Origin of the sequence: Bifidobacterium asteroides (assembly GCF_003202755.1) — a bacterium.
Lineage (GTDB): Bacteria > Actinomycetota > Actinomycetes > Actinomycetales > Bifidobacteriaceae > Bombiscardovia > Bombiscardovia asteroides_F.
Map to the genome: position 1 here is coordinate 36726 of NZ_QGLK01000001.1, position 15446 is coordinate 52171.

Sequence of the window (15446 nt, forward strand, 5' to 3'; positions counted from 1 at the left end):
TTCCCGAGCGGGGGAAGGCCGGCCTTAGGGCCCGACTGTGCGGGAATTCACTTCTTTGCCAGTGTCACTCGGTGCGCAGGGCGGTGGCAGGATCCTGCTTGGCTGCCTTCCGTGAGGGGATCAGGCCGCCAATCAGGGTCAGGACCACGCTCAGAATGACCAAGGCTATCCCGCCTGAAGCAGGCAGGGCCGCGTTCACCTCGGTGGTGCCCATGAAGTGGTGCATGATGCTGTTGGCCGGGATGATCAGCAGCAGGGTGATGCCCACCCCCAGCAGGCCCGCCAGAAGTCCGATCAGGCCGGTTTCGGCATTGAAGACGTTGGATACATTCCGCTTGGAGGCGCCCATGGCGCGCAGGATGCCGATCTCCTTGGTGCGTTCCAGAACCGATATGTAGGTGATGATGCCGATCATGATGGAGGAAACCACCAGCGAGACTCCGACGAAGGCTATCAGCACGTAGGTGATGACGTTGATGATGGTGGTGACTGAATTCATCATCAGGCCCACGTAGTCGGTATAGACGATCCTGTTCTTCTCCGCGGCCTTGTCGTTGTAGTGCTTGATGGCATCACCCACAGAATTCTTGTTCTCGAAGCTGTCCGTGTAGATGCTGATGCGGGAGGGGGCGTCTCGGGAGATCAGGCCGAAGTCGCTCAGGTTGTCGGCGTAGGTGCCGGTGGAGACGTACTGGTTGTAGATGGCGACCAGGGCGTCCTGCGGGGCGGTGGCGATGTACTGGTCGAAGGCCTGGGCCGTCTGTTGCTCAGCGGATGCTCCTGCAGAACCTTGGGCTCTTGCAGCGGCCCCTGCCCGGCCCTGGGCCTCCTGGCCGGCCATGGCTGCCGAGCCTTTCATGATCTCCTGGGCCATGCTGGCCTTCTGGCTGACGCCCAAGGATGCGATGTAGGCCTTGGCATCGTTGGCCTTGGCGGCATCGTCGGCAGGGGCGAAGGCCATCCCGTTGAGGACGCTGTGGCCCTGGTCAGCCTCCTGGTCGGTGACGATGGGGCTGGTCTTGGCCTGGTCAATCAGGTAATCGGTCAGCTGGCGGGTATAGCCGACGCCGACCTTGAGTGGCGTGGCCTTGGCCCCCTGGTTGGGGCGAACGATGCCGACTATGTGCAGCTGCAGACCCTGGTCGGCGGCCTTGGACATCTGGTCGGTGCTGTCGCCGATGTAATGGTAGTGGCCGTCGGTCCCCTTGGCATACTGGTTCGCAGCGGGCACCAGGGAAAGCTTCTGGTCCATGGCCTTGGCGTATTCGATGGGCTTGGTGTCGACCTTGACCTCCTGCCCGCTGTTGAGTTTGTTCATCATATCGGTGTATTGGCTGGAGGGGAGGATGCCCAGCTTGTAGAGGCTGGTGACGGGCATCTGGTTGTTCTTGTCCAGCACCAGGACCACCTGATCCTTGGCCTTGGGCCAGGTGCCGTTCACCACCTGGTAGTTGTCGGTCACCACCTTGCTGATGGTAGTCTTGGCATCGGCCCCCGGCATGATTTCGCCGAAGATCTCCGGAGCCTTGTTCTTCTCGGTCTTGCCGGTCAGGTAGGACATCTGCATGGACTGGATGTCGCCCATGTCGCTGTCGGTGTTGGCCGTGGCCATCTGGCTGGCGGTGGAGCTGGCTTCGTCCTGCCCGCTCATGGTCACCTTGTCCGCAGAGACCAGCTTACCGTCCGGGTCGTGCCCGAAGACCGCGAACTTGGTGGCGTAGGAGTACTGGATGCCTACGGAACCCACGTATTGATGGATCTCGCTCTTGGGATTATCCAAGTATTTTTTGAAGTCTGTCAGATTGTTCTGGGTGATGCTGCTGGTCAGGCTGGAGGCCCCCTTGATGCTGGAGTCGTCCGGCTGGATGGCCTTGAGATCCTTGTGGGCCTTGGCCTCCTTCTGGGATTCCTGGGCGGAGTCCACTATCTTGTTCAGGTCGAAGGACTGCTCCTGAATGGTGATGGGGTAGGAGGTCATGGTCTCCCGCTGCACCCTGTCGATGTAGCGGTTGACCCCGGTGGATACCGACAGGATCAGGGCGATGCCGATGATGCCGATGGATCCGGCGAAGGCTGTGAGTGCAGTCCTGGCTTTCTTGGTCCGAAGATTGTTGAAACTCAACGACAAGGATGTCAGCAACCCCATGGAGGCCTTGCCGAAGGTGCGGTGGCGGGCCCGGCGGATGGGTACCTGGTCGTCGGGCAGGGGGTCGGAGTCGCTGATCACGGAGCCGTCGTGCAGCTCTACGATTCTGGTGGCGTACTGGTGGGCCAGCTCCGGGTTGTGGGTGACCATGACCACCAGCCGGTCCTGGGCCACCTCCTTGAGCAGGTCCATGATCTGGATGGAGGTCTCGGAGTCCAGGGCTCCGGTGGGCTCGTCGGCCAGGAGGATGCGGGGGTTGTTGACCAGGGCCCTGGCGATGGCCACCCGCTGCATCTGCCCGCCAGAGAGCTGGTTGGGCCGCTTGTTCACATGCTGACCCAGCCCCACCTGCTCCAGGGCCTTCCTGGCCCGCTCCCGCCGCTCCTGCCGGTGTACGCCCGAGATGGTCAGGGCCAGCTCAACGTTGGACAGGATGCTCTGGTGGGGGATCAGGTTGTAACTCTGAAAGACGAAGCCCACGGTGTGGTTGCGGTAGGAGTCCCAGTCCCGGTCCTTGTACTTTTTGGTGGAGGTGCCGTTGATGATCAGGTCGCCCTGGTCATAGCGGTCCAGCCCGCCGATGATGTTGAGCAGGGTGGTCTTGCCGGAGCCGGAGGGGCCCAGGATGGCCACGAATTCGTTGTCGCGCAGGTTGACGCTGACATCATTCAAGGCCTGCTGGACGAAGTCCCCTGTTTTGTACTGTTTGGAGATGTGTTCGATCTGCAGCACCGTCGTCCTCCGCTTTCTGGATTCTCAATGGCTCGATGGCATGGACTTATGGACTCTTGGAGTGCCAGCTTACGCCATCAGCATGGGTAAATGCCGATATGGCCTAGTCCACCGACTTAAGAGCCTCGAGCATGTCCACATGCTTGAGCTTGTTGTTGACCATCCAGCCCAGGCCGGCCGTGATGACCGTGATCATGACCAGGGGCACGACGAAGGCCACCCAGCTGATGGAGGGGTCAAAGAGGACGTTGTCCGGTGGAACGGTGGTGATGATGTAGTGGTGCAGCCAGGCCCCGAACCCATACCCGGCCAGGACGCCGATGGCCGATAGGAGGATGGTCTCCCGGTAGATGTACATGGTCACCTCGCGGTCGTAGAAGCCCAGCACCTTGATGGTGCTCAGTTCACGGATGCGCTCCTCAACGTTCAGGTTGGTCAGGTTGTAGAGGATGACCAGGGCCAGCAGGGTGGCCACGATGATCAGCACCTGCATGATCATGTTCAAGGATTTGACCACGGTGTCGATCTGGCTCATCAGGGTTGTGTTCTGCACCACCCCCTGGATCCCGTCGATACGTATGAAGGAGGCGGCCTGCCTTCTGGTGTTCTCCGCGCTGGAGTCCTTGAAGGTGACCAGGTGGGCGTTGGGCGAGAAGTCCTGGTGGAAGACGGTCCTGTAGGCCGATGGGCTCATGAAGACGAAGTGCCCCAGGTACATCTCGCAGATGCCATCCACCCGCATGGTTCTGTTCCTGCCACCTGAATCCTGCAGGGTGATTCTGTCGCCGGTCTTGGTCCCTGTCAGCTGAGCGATTCGCTCGGAGAGGATCACACCGTCGCCCTTGAGGTTCAGGGGCTTGTGCCCAGACCGGGTGTTTATGCGGATGAAGTCGTCCAGGTGCTCGGCGTTGGCCGGCGCGATCATGGTGATGGACTGCTTGTCGGCGTTGTGGCCGGCCGTCTTGCTCATCTCCTCGTAACGCACGTTCAGGGAACGGCTCACATCGGGCTTTTCCAGCCGCTTTTTGATGGATTGACGTTGATCGGATGTGGCCTGGCTGTTCTCGGCGGCGATCAGGTCGTAGCGGATCACCTGGCCGAACTGATGCTCGTTGATGGCCGAGATAGATCCCTGCACACCGAACCCGGCCATCAGGAGGGCCACCGATCCGCAGACCCCGAAGATGGTCATCAGCATCCGCTGCTTGTAGCGGAAGATGTTCCGGGCGGTGACCTTGTGGGTGAAGTTGAGCCGGTTCCAGATCAGGGGGATGCGCTCCAGGAAGATCTTTGATCCGGCGCTGGGCGGCTTTGGCAGGAGCAGCGCCGACGGCTTCTCGCGCAGCTCCCGCCAGGCGCTCAGGAAGGCTGGAACCACGGCGCTCAGGAAGGCCAGCAGGCAGGCCAAGAGGGTGATGGGCAGGTGGAAGCCGTAGTGGATGGGCGGCATGTCGAAGGCGTGGGCATAGGCCTGGTAGACGATCCAGGGCAGGAGGGTGTGGCCGGCGATGATGCCCAGGAGCGCGCCCAGGGCGGAAGCTGCTCCGCCGTAGACCAGGAACTTGGCCATGACATCCTGATCCCTGTAGCCCAGGGCTTTGAGTGTTCCGGCGTTGATTCGCTCCTCGTCCACAAAGCGCGTCATGGTGGTGAAGGTGACCAGGGCGGCCACCAGATACATGAAGTAGGGGAAGACCTTGGCTAGCGAGTCCACGATGAAGGATACGGAGGCATAGACCTTGTAGCCCTCGGAGCCGGGCGCTTCACGGCGTGAGTCCAGGGCGTAGACCGGCTTTTCCAGTCGGCTCAGCTGGTCAGCCGCCTTGTTCAGCTTCTTCTGGGAGTCGTCGATCCTCTTCTGGGCGTCTGGGCTCTCCCTCTTGAACTTGTCCAGTTTGGTCTGGTATTCCGCGGTTTTCTGGTCCAGGGTGGCCTGGGCCTGATCGATCTGCCCCTGGGCCGAGGCGTGGCTGCCGGCCAGCTGCCGCCGGGCCTGGGCCAGTTTGGCCCTGCCCTGAGTCAGCTGCGCGGAGGCCTGGTCAAGCTGGGCCTTGCCCTGGGCCAGTTGGCGCTCGCCTTCGTTCACCTTGGCTCTGGCCTGGGTCAGCTCCCGGCGCTTTGCGTCCAGGGTCTGCTGGTTGGCTGCCACCTGGGCCATGCCGGGGGTGTATTGGTTGGTCATGAAGGCATCGCGGCCCGTCTTGGCCTTGGTCACCAGGGCATCGATCTGCGGTGATTGCCGGTTGAGTTCGGTCAGCTGTGCCTGGAGCCCGGCCTTCTTGTGGTTGAGGTCCTCCTGCTGCTGGGGGGTCAGCCCGGGTGTGGCCAGTTGGGCGTCGATGGTCTGAATGAGGCCGGTGACCTGTGCGATGCCCTGTCTGCATTGTGTCTGAGTCGCTTGGGCCTGGGCTACAGCCTGATCGGCCTGGGCCTTGCCGCCTTCCAGCTGCTGGCGGGAACCATCAAGCTCGGCCTGTCCCTGGTCGATGGCCTGCTGCCCCTGGTCGGCCTGATGTCTGCCCTGGGCCACCTGGCTGGCGGAGGACTGGTATTGCTTCTGCTTTCGAGCCAGTTCGGCCGAACTCAGATCCACCTCCTGCTGCCCTTGGTCGATGACCGCCTGGGCCTGCACCGTCTTTGCAGCCAGTTGGTTCTTGGCGGACTGGATGCTCTGGGCACCCTGGTCCAGATCCTTCCTGGCCTGGTCCAGCTGCTGCCGGTTCCCCTCGAGTTCGTTTCTGGACTGGTCCACCTGGTCCTGTCCCTGGTCCAGCTGCTTCTGCAAAGGAGCCTTGATGGCGTTCAGCCTCGCTGTTGGGCGCCCCGACAGAATCCTGTTCAGATCGTCCTTGTGGGTCTGCAGGGCCTGGATGTACTGGTCGGAATAGTGGTCCTGAATCCGGTCCAGGTCCTTGAAGGTCAGGCGGGCGATCATGTACTCGTCCGAGTCGAAGGCCTTGGGCGTGGCCACAGCGTAGGAGTCCAGGGACCCGGAGCCGGCTGTGGAGGGGCCCATGTTGACCTTGCTCAGGATCTCGGTCGACCTGACCGTGCCCACCACGCGCAGCTTGTGGTGCCTCAAGACCTTCCTGCCCAGCTGGTCGGCCTTCTCATCCACCTGGATGCTGCTGCCGATGGGGTGGCTCTCACCCAGGGCCGTGTCGACCGCTATCTGGTCAGGTCTGGTGGGCATGGATCCATCGACCAGCTCATAGGTGGAGATCCGGTCGGGGGCGGAGTAGATGCGCAGGCTCTTGTCGGTGCCCTTGAGCACCACGTCCTTCAGATACCCGTATTCGATTCCTGAGTTGCCCGGGGCGGTGTCGATTGCGTTCCGGTCCTCCTGGTCCAGCCCATAGCTGCTGATGACCATCAGGTCGGCCAGATGGTGGTCGGACAGGTAGGCGTTGCCGGCCTGCCGCATGTCCGGCCCGGTCACGCTCAGCCCGACCAGGGCGAAGGAGCCCAGCGCCACCAGGCAGACGATGGAGATGAACCGCCCCAGGGACTTGCGCAGGGAGACCCGGATGTCGTGCCAGAGCACCTTCCTGACGGGCTGCATCCTCACCACTCCACGTTTTCGATGTCTTCGGGGCTGTCATTGGTCTGCACGGCCTGGACCCGCGCGTCGTGCATGCGGATGACCCTGTCGGCGATGGGGGCGATGGCCGCGTTGTGGGTGACGATGACCACGGTGGCGCCCTTCTTGCGGCACTGGTCCTGCAGGATGCGCAGCACCTGCTTGCCGGTCCGGTAGTCCAAGGCTCCGGTGGGTTCGTCGCAGAGCAGGATCTTGGGGTTCTTGGCCACAGCCCGGGCGATGGCCACCCGCTGCTGCTCGCCGCCGGAAAGCTGGGCGGGGAAGTTGTCGATCCGGTCGCCCAGGCCCACGTCGACCAAGGTCTGGACCGGGTCAGCGGCATCGTCCACGATCTCCGATGCCAGTTCCACGTTCTCCCTGGCGGTCAGGTTGGCCACCAGATTGTAGAACTGGAAGACGAAACCCACATCGTAGCGACGGTAGGTGGTCAGCTGTCGGGCGTCATAGCCGGCGATGTCCTTCCCGTCCACGATCACCTGGCCCTCGTTGCAGGTGTCCATGCCGCCCAGGATGTTCAGCACGGTCGACTTGCCAGCTCCAGAGGCGCCGAGGATGACCACCAGTTCGCCCTTCTCGATGGAGAAGGTGACCTCATTGTTGGCCACGATGGTCGTCTCGCCGGTCACATACCGTTTCGTCTCTCCGATGACGTCGATATAGCCCATCATGCCCTCTCGTAACCCTGGCTGTGCGGCGGGGTCGTCCGACGCAAGGGACGCCCTCCCGATGCTCTTTTCCCCACTACTGTATACGTTTGTGAGGTCCGGAGCACAGGAGAACCGCCTGCCGGGAGGCGTCATGTTCGCCGACCCTGCAAGGGCTCGGAGGTTCAGAGGGCTTGCAGGAGGTTGCCCAGTTTGCGGCTGTCCCTGACCGGTCTGCCCTGGCGGAAGGTGATGAACCGCTGGCAGGTCTGGGCCAGGAACTCCTGGTCGTGCGAGATGACGATCACCATGACCCCCAGGGAGCGCATGTAGCGGATCATCCCGGTCACCTGGTTCATGTGGAGCAGGTCCAGGCCGCTGGTGGGTTCGTCCAGAACCACCAGGCGCTTGCCCGACAGTATGGCGGCCGCGATGGCCACCCGTTGCTTTTCCCCGCCGGAGAGGGTGTTGGGGTGTCGGCCCAGGAGCCGCTCCAGGTCCAGCTTTCGTGCCACCTCCTCGAAGAGGTCGGTCCGCCTGGCTCCAAGGAGCATCTCGCCCTCCACGGTCTCGCTGAAGAGCTGGTAGTTGACATCCTGGAAGACCATATAGGAGTCCTCGACGCGCTCTCTGCTGGTCTGCCTGGTCCCGTTCAGACTGATCTCCGATCTATCGCCAGGCTTGAGCAGACCGGTCAGGACCGAGGCGAAGGTGCTCTTGCCGGCTCCGTTGCGGCCGATGATGCCGGTGATGTCCTCGCTGGACAGGGTCAGGTCGTCCACATCCAGGGCAGGAGGCTGGTCGTGATGGTAGGCATAGGTCAGGTTTCTGACCCGCAGCAGGTCGGGGGTCTTCTCGCTGATGACCCTGGCTGGGGCGCTTGCGTCCTGGCCCGCATCCAGGGTCAAGGCTCGTAGCCCCATGGCCTGACGACTCGGGCCATCCAGCTCCCTCATAGCGGCTGGAGTCAGATGCTCCGCCAGCCTGCCGTCCTTCATGACCAGGAAGTCGTCGGCCAGGCCGTCCAGGTAGTAGAGGCGGTGCTCGATCAGGACCATGGTCAGGCCCCGGTCCTTCAAGCGGCCCAGGATCTGCGCCAGGCCGGCCACTGCTTCGACGTCCAGGTTGCCGGAGGGCTCGTCCAGGACCAGGATCTCCGGGTCCATCATGCAGGAGGAAGCGATGGCGATCATCTGCTTCTCGCCCCCCGACAGGGAGAAGATGTCCCGGTCCATGAGCGGGGCGATGCCGAAGAGGTCAGCCAACTGGTCTATACGCTCCCGGATGGCCTCCGGCTGGACCCCGGTGTTCTCCAGGGGGAAGGCCAGCTCGCTGCGGACATCGGTGGTGAAGAACTGCGTCTTGGGGTTCTGGAAGACCGACCCCACCTGCTCCGAAAGCCGGTAGATGGGCCGGGCCGTGGTGGGCTCGCCACCGATCAGGCACTCTCCCTCCAGCTTGCCCTCGTAGAGTTCGGGAATCAGGCCGTTGATGACCCTGGACAGGGTGGTCTTGCCGCAACCGCTTGGCCCGGTGACCACGGTAAGCCGTCCTTGGCCCATCCGGCAGGAAACCGCCTTGAGTGAAGGCTGGCTGGCGCCCTCGTAGGTGAAGCTAAGCCTGGAACATTGCAACATAGGCTCCACATCCCATAAGGACCAGACCCAGGGCGCACATGAGCGCATCCAGTCCGGTGAAGGCAATCCGTTGGATGGAGGTCTTGGGCCCGGGGTCGCCGATCCCCCTGGTCAGGGCGGCCGAGGTCAGATCGGAGGCCACATTGGTGGCGTTATTGAGCAGGGGGACGTAGATGTACTCCATGGTTCGCATCGGATGCCGTACCATGTCCCCGGTGGTGACCGCGATCCCCCTGAACTTCATGGCCCGTCTGATCTGGGCATAGTCGTGCCTGACGGTCGGGAAGAAACGGAAGAGGACGCTGACGGGGATGACCAGCCACTGGGGGGCGTGGATCTTGCGCAGCAGGTAGACCAGCTCCGAGACCTTGGTGGTGCCCATCATGAAGGCCGCCACCAACACCAGGGGGAGGATCCTGCCCACGCCGACGAAGAGAAAGAGCAGGTAATGCCCCGGCAGATTCTCGGGGAAGACCATGGCCAGGGAGGCGCCCAGAGCGAAGACCAGACAGACCATAAGCCAGGCCTGGCCCTTCCTCACTCTGCCCACGATGACCTGGAAGCTGCAGAAGTAGATGTTGATGGCCAGGACCAGCGGAGTGGGGAGGGTGACGAAGATCAGGGCGTTGGCGAAGATGACCAGCAGGAATCTGGTGTAGATGGAGATGGGCCTCATTGCTTGGCGGGTATCCGGTTGAAATGCCGGTCGACGATCCTAGCGCCTATCCATGCACCGAGCAGGGCGCCGACCAGGGTGGCCAGAATGCAGACCAGGAAGGTGGCTCCGGTGATGGGCGCGAAGACCCCGTCGATGTACTCCTGGCTCTTGCCGCGGCGGACCAGGCTGGCCACGTAGGCGTCCTTCATGAACCAGAGGGGTAGGACGGGGCCGGTGCAGCCGAAGGTGAGGATGACGTAGCTCAGATATCGGGCCAGGTTGGGACGGCTCTCCCTGAGGGAGGACTGAACCAGATCGGCCAGCAGGCCGCAGAAGGCGTAGGGGATGAAGGAGAGGGCGAAGTGACCGAAGACCAGTAGGAAGAGGCCCATGATGACGCCGACGATGGTGATGGCCCCGAACCTGGGCACCCGGCGGATCATCAGCATGTAGACCGGGCCGGAGACCAGCCCCACCACAGCGGGGATGAAGAGGGAGGACAGACCGGGCATGACCAGGCCAGCCAGGAAGACGGTGATGAAGTTGCCCACCGCCATGCTGACGAAGTAGAGGGCCGTGAAAATGCCGACGTTGACCAGGTCTTTTGTCTTCAGTGCTTTCATAAAGGATCGCTCCCATCCGGGTGGCGGTCGCTCGGCCCTAGGCCATATCCGCCGATTTCAGGTTGTGCCGTCAAGTTTAGGAGGGCCGGGAGGGAAAGTAAATGATATTTTTTTATGTCTCTTGCCAGTGCTTCACAATCAGGGTATTGCCTGGCGCGCGAGGATTTTGTTAGTGTCCACTGAGAGGGGCGTATCAGAAAGGCGGCACGGAGGACAGGCATGATCAGCAAGCGACTACTTCATCTACCGGGAGCCAGGATGGGCGCCAGCCTTATGTTGGCCCTCCTGCAGACGATCGGCGCGCTGGCGGAGATTCTCCTCCTGCCGGTGGCCATCGCGGCCGTGGGCCGCTCTCTTGGCCTGGCTGTTCCTCATGCCCTTGCCTGGGTGCCTAATCGGCCCGGGCCTCTGGCGGTCTTGATAGGCGGGCTGATCCTGGTTCGGTTCCTGACCCAGGCGGTCGCCAAGTCCGTCAGCGCCAGGCTGACTGATGGGATGGGCAAGGCGCTCTCCCAGGCTCTGTACCTATCCGTGTTCGACCCCAACAAGCAGGAGGACGACCTGGGCGTTCCGGCGCAGACCCTGGCCAGACTTTCGACCGAGGGGATCAAGTCGGTCGTCTCCTACTTCACGGCCTACATTCCGGCCCTGGTCCAGACCGCGCTGATGCTGGTCGTGGCCCTGGCCGTCCTCCTGCCTGTCAGCCCGCTGGCTGCGGGGATCGTCGTGATCGGTATGGTGGCCCTGCCCCTGGCTTCCAAGCCCACTATGGGCGAGAACATCAAGATTCAGCTGGGTCAACTGCGCAAGTACGACAAGGTCGGGGTCCACTTTGAGCATGCCCTGAGGGGGCTCAACACCTTGAAGATATTCGGTGCAGACCAGCGGCAGGCCGACGATCTGGCCGAGGAGTCCGAAGGGTTCCGCCGGATAACCATGGGGGTCCTTGGCGGCCAGCTGCGCTCGCTGATCAAGGCCGACGTGGTCATCTACACCAGCCTCATCCTGGCGGTTGCAGCGACGGTCCTGATCGGGCAGGGCGGGCCCGCTCGAGTGCTGTCCTGCCTGGTCGTCGCTTTGGCTGGAGTCCGGCTCTTTGCACCTGAGCGCCAGCTGGTCTACATGATGCATTCCGGCATGGTCGCCATCAAGCAGGGCAAGGCCATTGACGATATCCTTCAGGCGCGGCAGGGGGGCGACGAGAAGTCGGCGGCTCCAGGGACGGCTCCCGAGTTACGTAAGAAAGTGGCGTCGGAAGTTGCTCCGGCAACGATTCCGGAAGCATCCAAGGAAGTGGATCCAGAAACGAGTCTCGAAGCATCTGAGGAAGCAGTTCGGCAGTCGGACTCGGAATCCGCCTCGAAGCCTGCTTTGCAGCCTGCATCGGAATCTGCTTTGGAACCTGTTTCGGATGCTGTCCAAATGCCTGCACGGACATCTGCGTCGAAACCTGTTTTGGGTGCTGTTCAAATCCTTGCATCGGGTTCTGCCAATGCGATGAGGCAGAATACTGGTTCGGCGCGATCGAGCTCGCAGCAGGCAGATCAGACGGATATGTCTGGCGATGATTCGCTGGGCATCAGCGCTCGCGATTTGACCTACACCTATCCTGACGGCTTCCAGGCCCTGACCGATCTGAACTTCGACTTGCCTGCCAAGGGACATGTGGGCTTGGTCGGCGCTTCGGGCTCCGGCAAGAGCACCTTGGCGGGCCTGCTGTCCGGGCGCCTTCAGGGGTATGCCGGAGAGCTGTCCATTGGCGGGCGCCAGATCAGCGACCTGTCGCGCGAGGATCTGGTCGGCCTACAGACCGTGGTTCGGGGAACCGATCACTTCTTCACCGGGACCATCAGGTCGAATCTGGACCCGGCCGGACTGGGCTACTCGGATTGGGAGCTGCAGGATGCGCTGGACCAGGTCGGCCTGACCAGTCTTGTCCAGAGCAAGGGCGGACTGGACGCCCCTATCGACCCCGAGGGAGGCAACCTATCCGGAGGGCAGCGGCAGCGCCTGTCCATTGCCCGTGGGCTCCTGCGGCGATCTCCGTTTTATATCTTCGACGAGGCCACCAGCGCCGTGGATCGCGAGCATGATGCCACTCTGGCTGCTTTGATGGATGCGTTGGGCAAGGAGTCCCTGGTCCTGACCATCACCCACCGCCTGGCCGGGGTTCGCAATGCCGATTCCATCCTCTTCTTGCAGGGGGGCCGTCTGGCGGAAAGCGGCGGCTTCCGTGATTTGATGGATGCCGGGGGCGGATTTGCGGCCCAGTGGAAGGAGCAGGCCCAGTATGAGGACGGGGAGTGACGACATGCAGCAGACGACCGGCAATCTGACGATGATGCGCCGTATGGCCCGGCTGATGAAGCCTCTGGCCGGTACGGAGGGCAAGGCCATCCTCTGCGGCAGCCTGGGCCACCTCTTCGCGGTCTGGAGCATGATGGCAGCTGCAGCGGCCCTGATTGGCCTGGTTACAGACTGGCCCCCGTTGAATGGCCAGTGGGTCGTCTGGGCCCTGGTGGCGGTTCTGACTGCTCTCAGCCGGGGGGTCATGGCCTATGGGGAGCAGTACTACAACCACGAGATGGCCTTCAGCATGCTCCGTGACATTCGCACGACGGTCTTCGACAAGATGCGATCCCTGGCCCCGGCCGGCCTGCGCGATCAGGCGCGCGGGGACATGGTGACGGTGATCACCAACGACATCGAGCTGCTGGAGATTTTCTACGCCCATACGCTTTCGCCCATCGCCATCGCCCTGGTGACCTCTCTGGCCAATTTGGCCCTGTTCACCTGGCTCTCGCCCTGGATGGGCCTGGCAGCCTTGGTCTCCTATCTGATCGTCGGTCTGCTCATTCCTATCCTGAGCGCACGGCCCACTTTCAAGATGGCCATGAAGGAGCGGACGGCCCAAGCCAACCTGCATTCCCTTCTTCTGGAGACCCTGCAGGGCCGCACAGAGCTGGCGGGGTTGGGCGCTCTAGAGAACACTCGCCGTCGGGTGGGAGCCGCTACGGGCCAGATGTTGGATGCGCGGGGCCGCACCTCTGGGCGGACTATTGCCAACGATCTGGTCACCAACGTGGTCACTCTGATCTGCGCTGGAGTCTTCACTCTGATGGCCTGCCACTTAGGTTCGGCAGGGTTGGTGGATCCTGCACGGGGAATGATCGGACTGGTCGGTTTCCTCTCTTCCTTTGCTCCCTTGATACCTGTGGCTCGGCTCGGAGCTGGCCTGCAGCCTACTCTGGCTGCTGCTCGGCGGGTCTTCTCGCTTTTGGACAAGGAGCCGCCTGTGCGCGAGGTGGAATCCGGTCATGGGAATCACCTGGCGGAGTTCACTGGAGAGGAGGCCAAGGTGGTTTCCTTCTCCTACGCTGTCAAGACTGACACGGGCAAGACTGACCCAGGTAAACATGGCGGTCGAATCGCGGTTTTGGATAATCTGGATCTTTCCATCAAACCTGGCGAGTTGATTGGCATCCAAGGCGCCAACGGGGTTGGCAAGTCCACCTTGATCGACCTGCTGATGCGGTTCCAGGAGCGAAGCGGCGGGGATCTGACCGTTTCCGACCTGCCGATCGAGACCATCCGCACCGCTGATCTGCGTGCCCAGCAGACTCTGGTGAGCCAGGACACTTATATATTCAGCCTCACATTGGCGGATAACATCGCTCTGGCCCGGCCCGATGCCAGCAGAGAGGATATTGAGCAGGCGGCTCATGATGCCTGCCTGGATGATCTGATCGACCAGCTACCCGACGGCTTGGATCATCTGCTTGCTGACAACGGCTCGGACCTGTCCGAGGGACAGCGGCAAAGGGTGGCTCTGGCTCGCGCCTTTTTGAGCTCGGCGCCATTCATGCTTTTGGATGAGCCCACCAGCAATATGGATGCTCTCTTGGAGGGCAGAGTTCTGACCAGGCTGATTGAGCGGAAAGGCGACCGTACCTGTCTGATCGTCTCCCATCGTCCCTCGGTCCTTGCCAGGGTTGACCGTCTGCTGACGCTGCAAAACGGCAAGCTTATCCCCGCCTGAACATTTCATAGAGAAGAGGTGCAATTCGAGGTGCAATTCATAGTGTCACTTCGAATTGCTGCTCGTAGTGTTATCGACGTAATTTGATCCGGCGCTGGTCCATTTCAACGGGTGATTCCGGCAGCGATTCCGTCTACCGACTGTGCAAATGGGAAGCCCGATTGGAGTCAGTTCTGAGAAAAGTGGTTCAGCCAAATAGGAGTCTGCTCTCATTCGGGGTGGTGGTATTTCGACAAGGTTTCGCATAAGTGAGGTTCACGGAGCTTAGCTGTCTTAGAACAGCTGAAAGGCGGACGATTCCGTTTGATAAAGTCGAGGTCTTTTAGTGCATAAGTAAAGTTATCGCTTTACTGATTCACATAACTAATTAATAGGTGGATGTTAGCTTTGGTCAGCAGCGCCTGTTTCGGAGACAAGCTGTCCCTCTGTCTGGAGACTAACCTGGCTGCTGCCATCCCCTATGGGAATGTGTTCACACATATGAAGCACCTGTTGTGGACCACGTTCCCCTCCCTGTTTAGTGTCAGCGATAATTATGTTCGTGGCGGGCCATGGGGTCCAGTCCACAGGTGGCAGCGGCTTTGACAAGGCCGCTGAGACGAACAACACGCTTTCACAGGCCATCACCTGGAACGTGCTCATGCTGCTTTTATACCTCTCCTGAGCATCCTGATTGGGTCAGCGTGGAGGAAGCCAACTATTCCGGTCATGCTGCTCTCGTCGGTGGTGGCCATGTTCAATGCCGTCGTCATCCAGCATTTCTCCTTCGCAAACGCATTCAACGCCATCGGCAACCGATTCGACACCTCTGTGCTTCCCAAGGGTTTCAACTTGGGTCCCGCAGCCAAGGATGTCACCAGTCTGCTGAACAGGGGAGGCATGGAGAGCATGATGACCCTCCTGATTGCGTTCTGTACCCTGCCCTTCGCATGGGTGCTTTCGGCCTCCGGGGCTTTGAACAAGATTGTGGAGTCTCTGCTAAAGATCAGAAAGAGCACTGGCTCATAGATTGTCGTCACCCTGCTGACCGGCATCCTGACTAATATCCACCCCTACAACGGCCAGGTCTCCCTCCTGCTGCCTGGCGAGCTGCTGAGGCTCGCATCCTTGCAATCTCGGGCGAGGCATAGAGGATTCGGGTACCATATTCGAGCCGATCCTGCCCTTGACTGCTGCTGGCACCAATATGGCGGCTACCTTGGGCGTACCTACGCTCTCCTAATGCCTTGGGCAATCCTCTGTTGGACTGGCGTGATCTTCGCCACCATCTGGGGATACACAGGAATCGGCATCCGCAAGCTGACACCGGATGAGCAGAAGACCATGCTCGCCGAGCTTAACGGTGTTAATGCAGGTTTCTATGTTT

The 15446-nt window shown here is 61.4% G+C and carries 10 protein-coding genes; 4 read left to right on the forward strand and 6 right to left on the reverse strand.

The annotated features are described in order from the left end of the window. Positions 1 to 64 precede the first annotated feature (64 nt). The 6 genes from DKK74_RS00130 to DKK74_RS00155 form a co-directional block, all read right to left on the reverse strand. Positions 65 to 2878 (reverse strand): ABC transporter ATP-binding protein/permease, encoded by a 2814-nt coding sequence (locus DKK74_RS00130; RefSeq protein ID WP_110412244.1) that lies wholly within the window; start codon positions 2876 to 2878, stop codon positions 65 to 67. 103 nt (positions 2879 to 2981) lie between these two features. Continuing rightward, on the reverse strand, positions 2982 to 6440 hold the full coding sequence (locus DKK74_RS00135) for an FtsX-like permease family protein (RefSeq protein ID WP_110412245.1): 3459 nt from the start codon (positions 6438 to 6440) through the stop codon (positions 2982 to 2984). A gap of 2 nt (positions 6441 to 6442) precedes the next feature. Next, a complete protein-coding gene (locus tag DKK74_RS00140) occupies positions 6443 to 7144 on the reverse strand; it encodes an ABC transporter ATP-binding protein (RefSeq protein ID WP_045923831.1) in 702 nt (233 codons plus the stop codon). Between the two features lie 164 nt (positions 7145 to 7308). Beyond that, positions 7309 to 8760, reverse strand: coding sequence for an ABC transporter ATP-binding protein (locus tag DKK74_RS00145; protein ID WP_181414830.1), 1452 nt, complete (start codon positions 8758 to 8760; stop codon positions 7309 to 7311). After that, a complete protein-coding gene (locus DKK74_RS00150) occupies positions 8738 to 9436 on the reverse strand; it encodes an energy-coupling factor transporter transmembrane component T (protein ID WP_110412247.1) in 699 nt (232 codons plus the stop codon). Before DKK74_RS00150 ends, DKK74_RS00145 begins: the two co-directional genes overlap by 23 nt. Further along, entirely contained in the window at positions 9433 to 10041 is a 609-nt protein-coding gene (locus DKK74_RS00155) for an MptD family putative ECF transporter S component (RefSeq protein WP_015021078.1), read from the reverse strand. The genes DKK74_RS00150 and DKK74_RS00155 overlap by 4 nt, the downstream gene beginning before the upstream one ends. Positions 10042 to 10260: 219 nt before the next feature. Here DKK74_RS00155 and DKK74_RS00160 point away from each other — a divergent pair, with 219 nt between their 5' ends. The 4 genes from DKK74_RS00160 to DKK74_RS00175 all read left to right on the forward strand — a co-directional run bounded on the left by DKK74_RS00160 (position 10261) and on the right by DKK74_RS00175 (position 15088). Then, on the forward strand, positions 10261 to 12348 hold the full coding sequence (locus DKK74_RS00160; RefSeq protein ID WP_110412248.1) for an ATP-binding cassette domain-containing protein: 2088 nt from the start codon (positions 10261 to 10263) through the stop codon (positions 12346 to 12348). Next, positions 12332 to 14080 (forward strand): amino acid ABC transporter ATP-binding/permease protein, encoded by a 1749-nt coding sequence (locus DKK74_RS00165; RefSeq protein ID WP_181414831.1) that lies wholly within the window; start codon positions 12332 to 12334, stop codon positions 14078 to 14080. Before DKK74_RS00160 ends, DKK74_RS00165 begins: the two co-directional genes overlap by 17 nt. A 535-nt stretch (positions 14081 to 14615) precedes the next feature. Continuing rightward, entirely contained in the window at positions 14616 to 14744 is a 129-nt protein-coding gene (locus DKK74_RS08775; RefSeq protein WP_258334391.1) for a hypothetical protein, read from the forward strand. Between the two features lie 8 nt (positions 14745 to 14752). After that, a complete protein-coding gene (locus DKK74_RS00175) occupies positions 14753 to 15088 on the forward strand; it encodes a Na+/H+ antiporter NhaC family protein (RefSeq protein ID WP_258334430.1) in 336 nt (111 codons plus the stop codon). Positions 15089 to 15446 lie beyond the last annotated feature (358 nt).

Bases quoted from the DNA above. Each gene is read 5' to 3' on its own strand.
- DKK74_RS00135 (WP_110412245.1), bottom strand. From the start codon at position 6,440: ATGCAGCCCGTCAGGAAGGTGCTCTGGCACGACATCCGGGTCTCCCTG.
- DKK74_RS00140 (WP_045923831.1), bottom strand. From the start codon at position 7,144: ATGGGCTATATCGACGTCATCGGAGAGACGAAACGGTATGTGACCGGC.
- DKK74_RS00145 (WP_181414830.1), bottom strand. From the start codon at position 8,760: ATGTTGCAATGTTCCAGGCTTAGCTTCACCTACGAGGGCGCCAGCCAG.
- DKK74_RS00150 (WP_110412247.1), bottom strand. From the start codon at position 9,436: ATGAGGCCCATCTCCATCTACACCAGATTCCTGCTGGTCATCTTCGCC.
- DKK74_RS00155 (WP_015021078.1), bottom strand. From the start codon at position 10,041: ATGAAAGCACTGAAGACAAAAGACCTGGTCAACGTCGGCATTTTCACG.
- DKK74_RS00160 (WP_110412248.1), top strand. From the start codon at position 10,261: ATGATCAGCAAGCGACTACTTCATCTACCGGGAGCCAGGATGGGCGCC.
- DKK74_RS00165 (WP_181414831.1), top strand. From the start codon at position 12,332: ATGAGGACGGGGAGTGACGACATGCAGCAGACGACCGGCAATCTGACG.
- DKK74_RS08775 (WP_258334391.1), top strand. From the start codon at position 14,616: ATGTTCGTGGCGGGCCATGGGGTCCAGTCCACAGGTGGCAGCGGCTTT.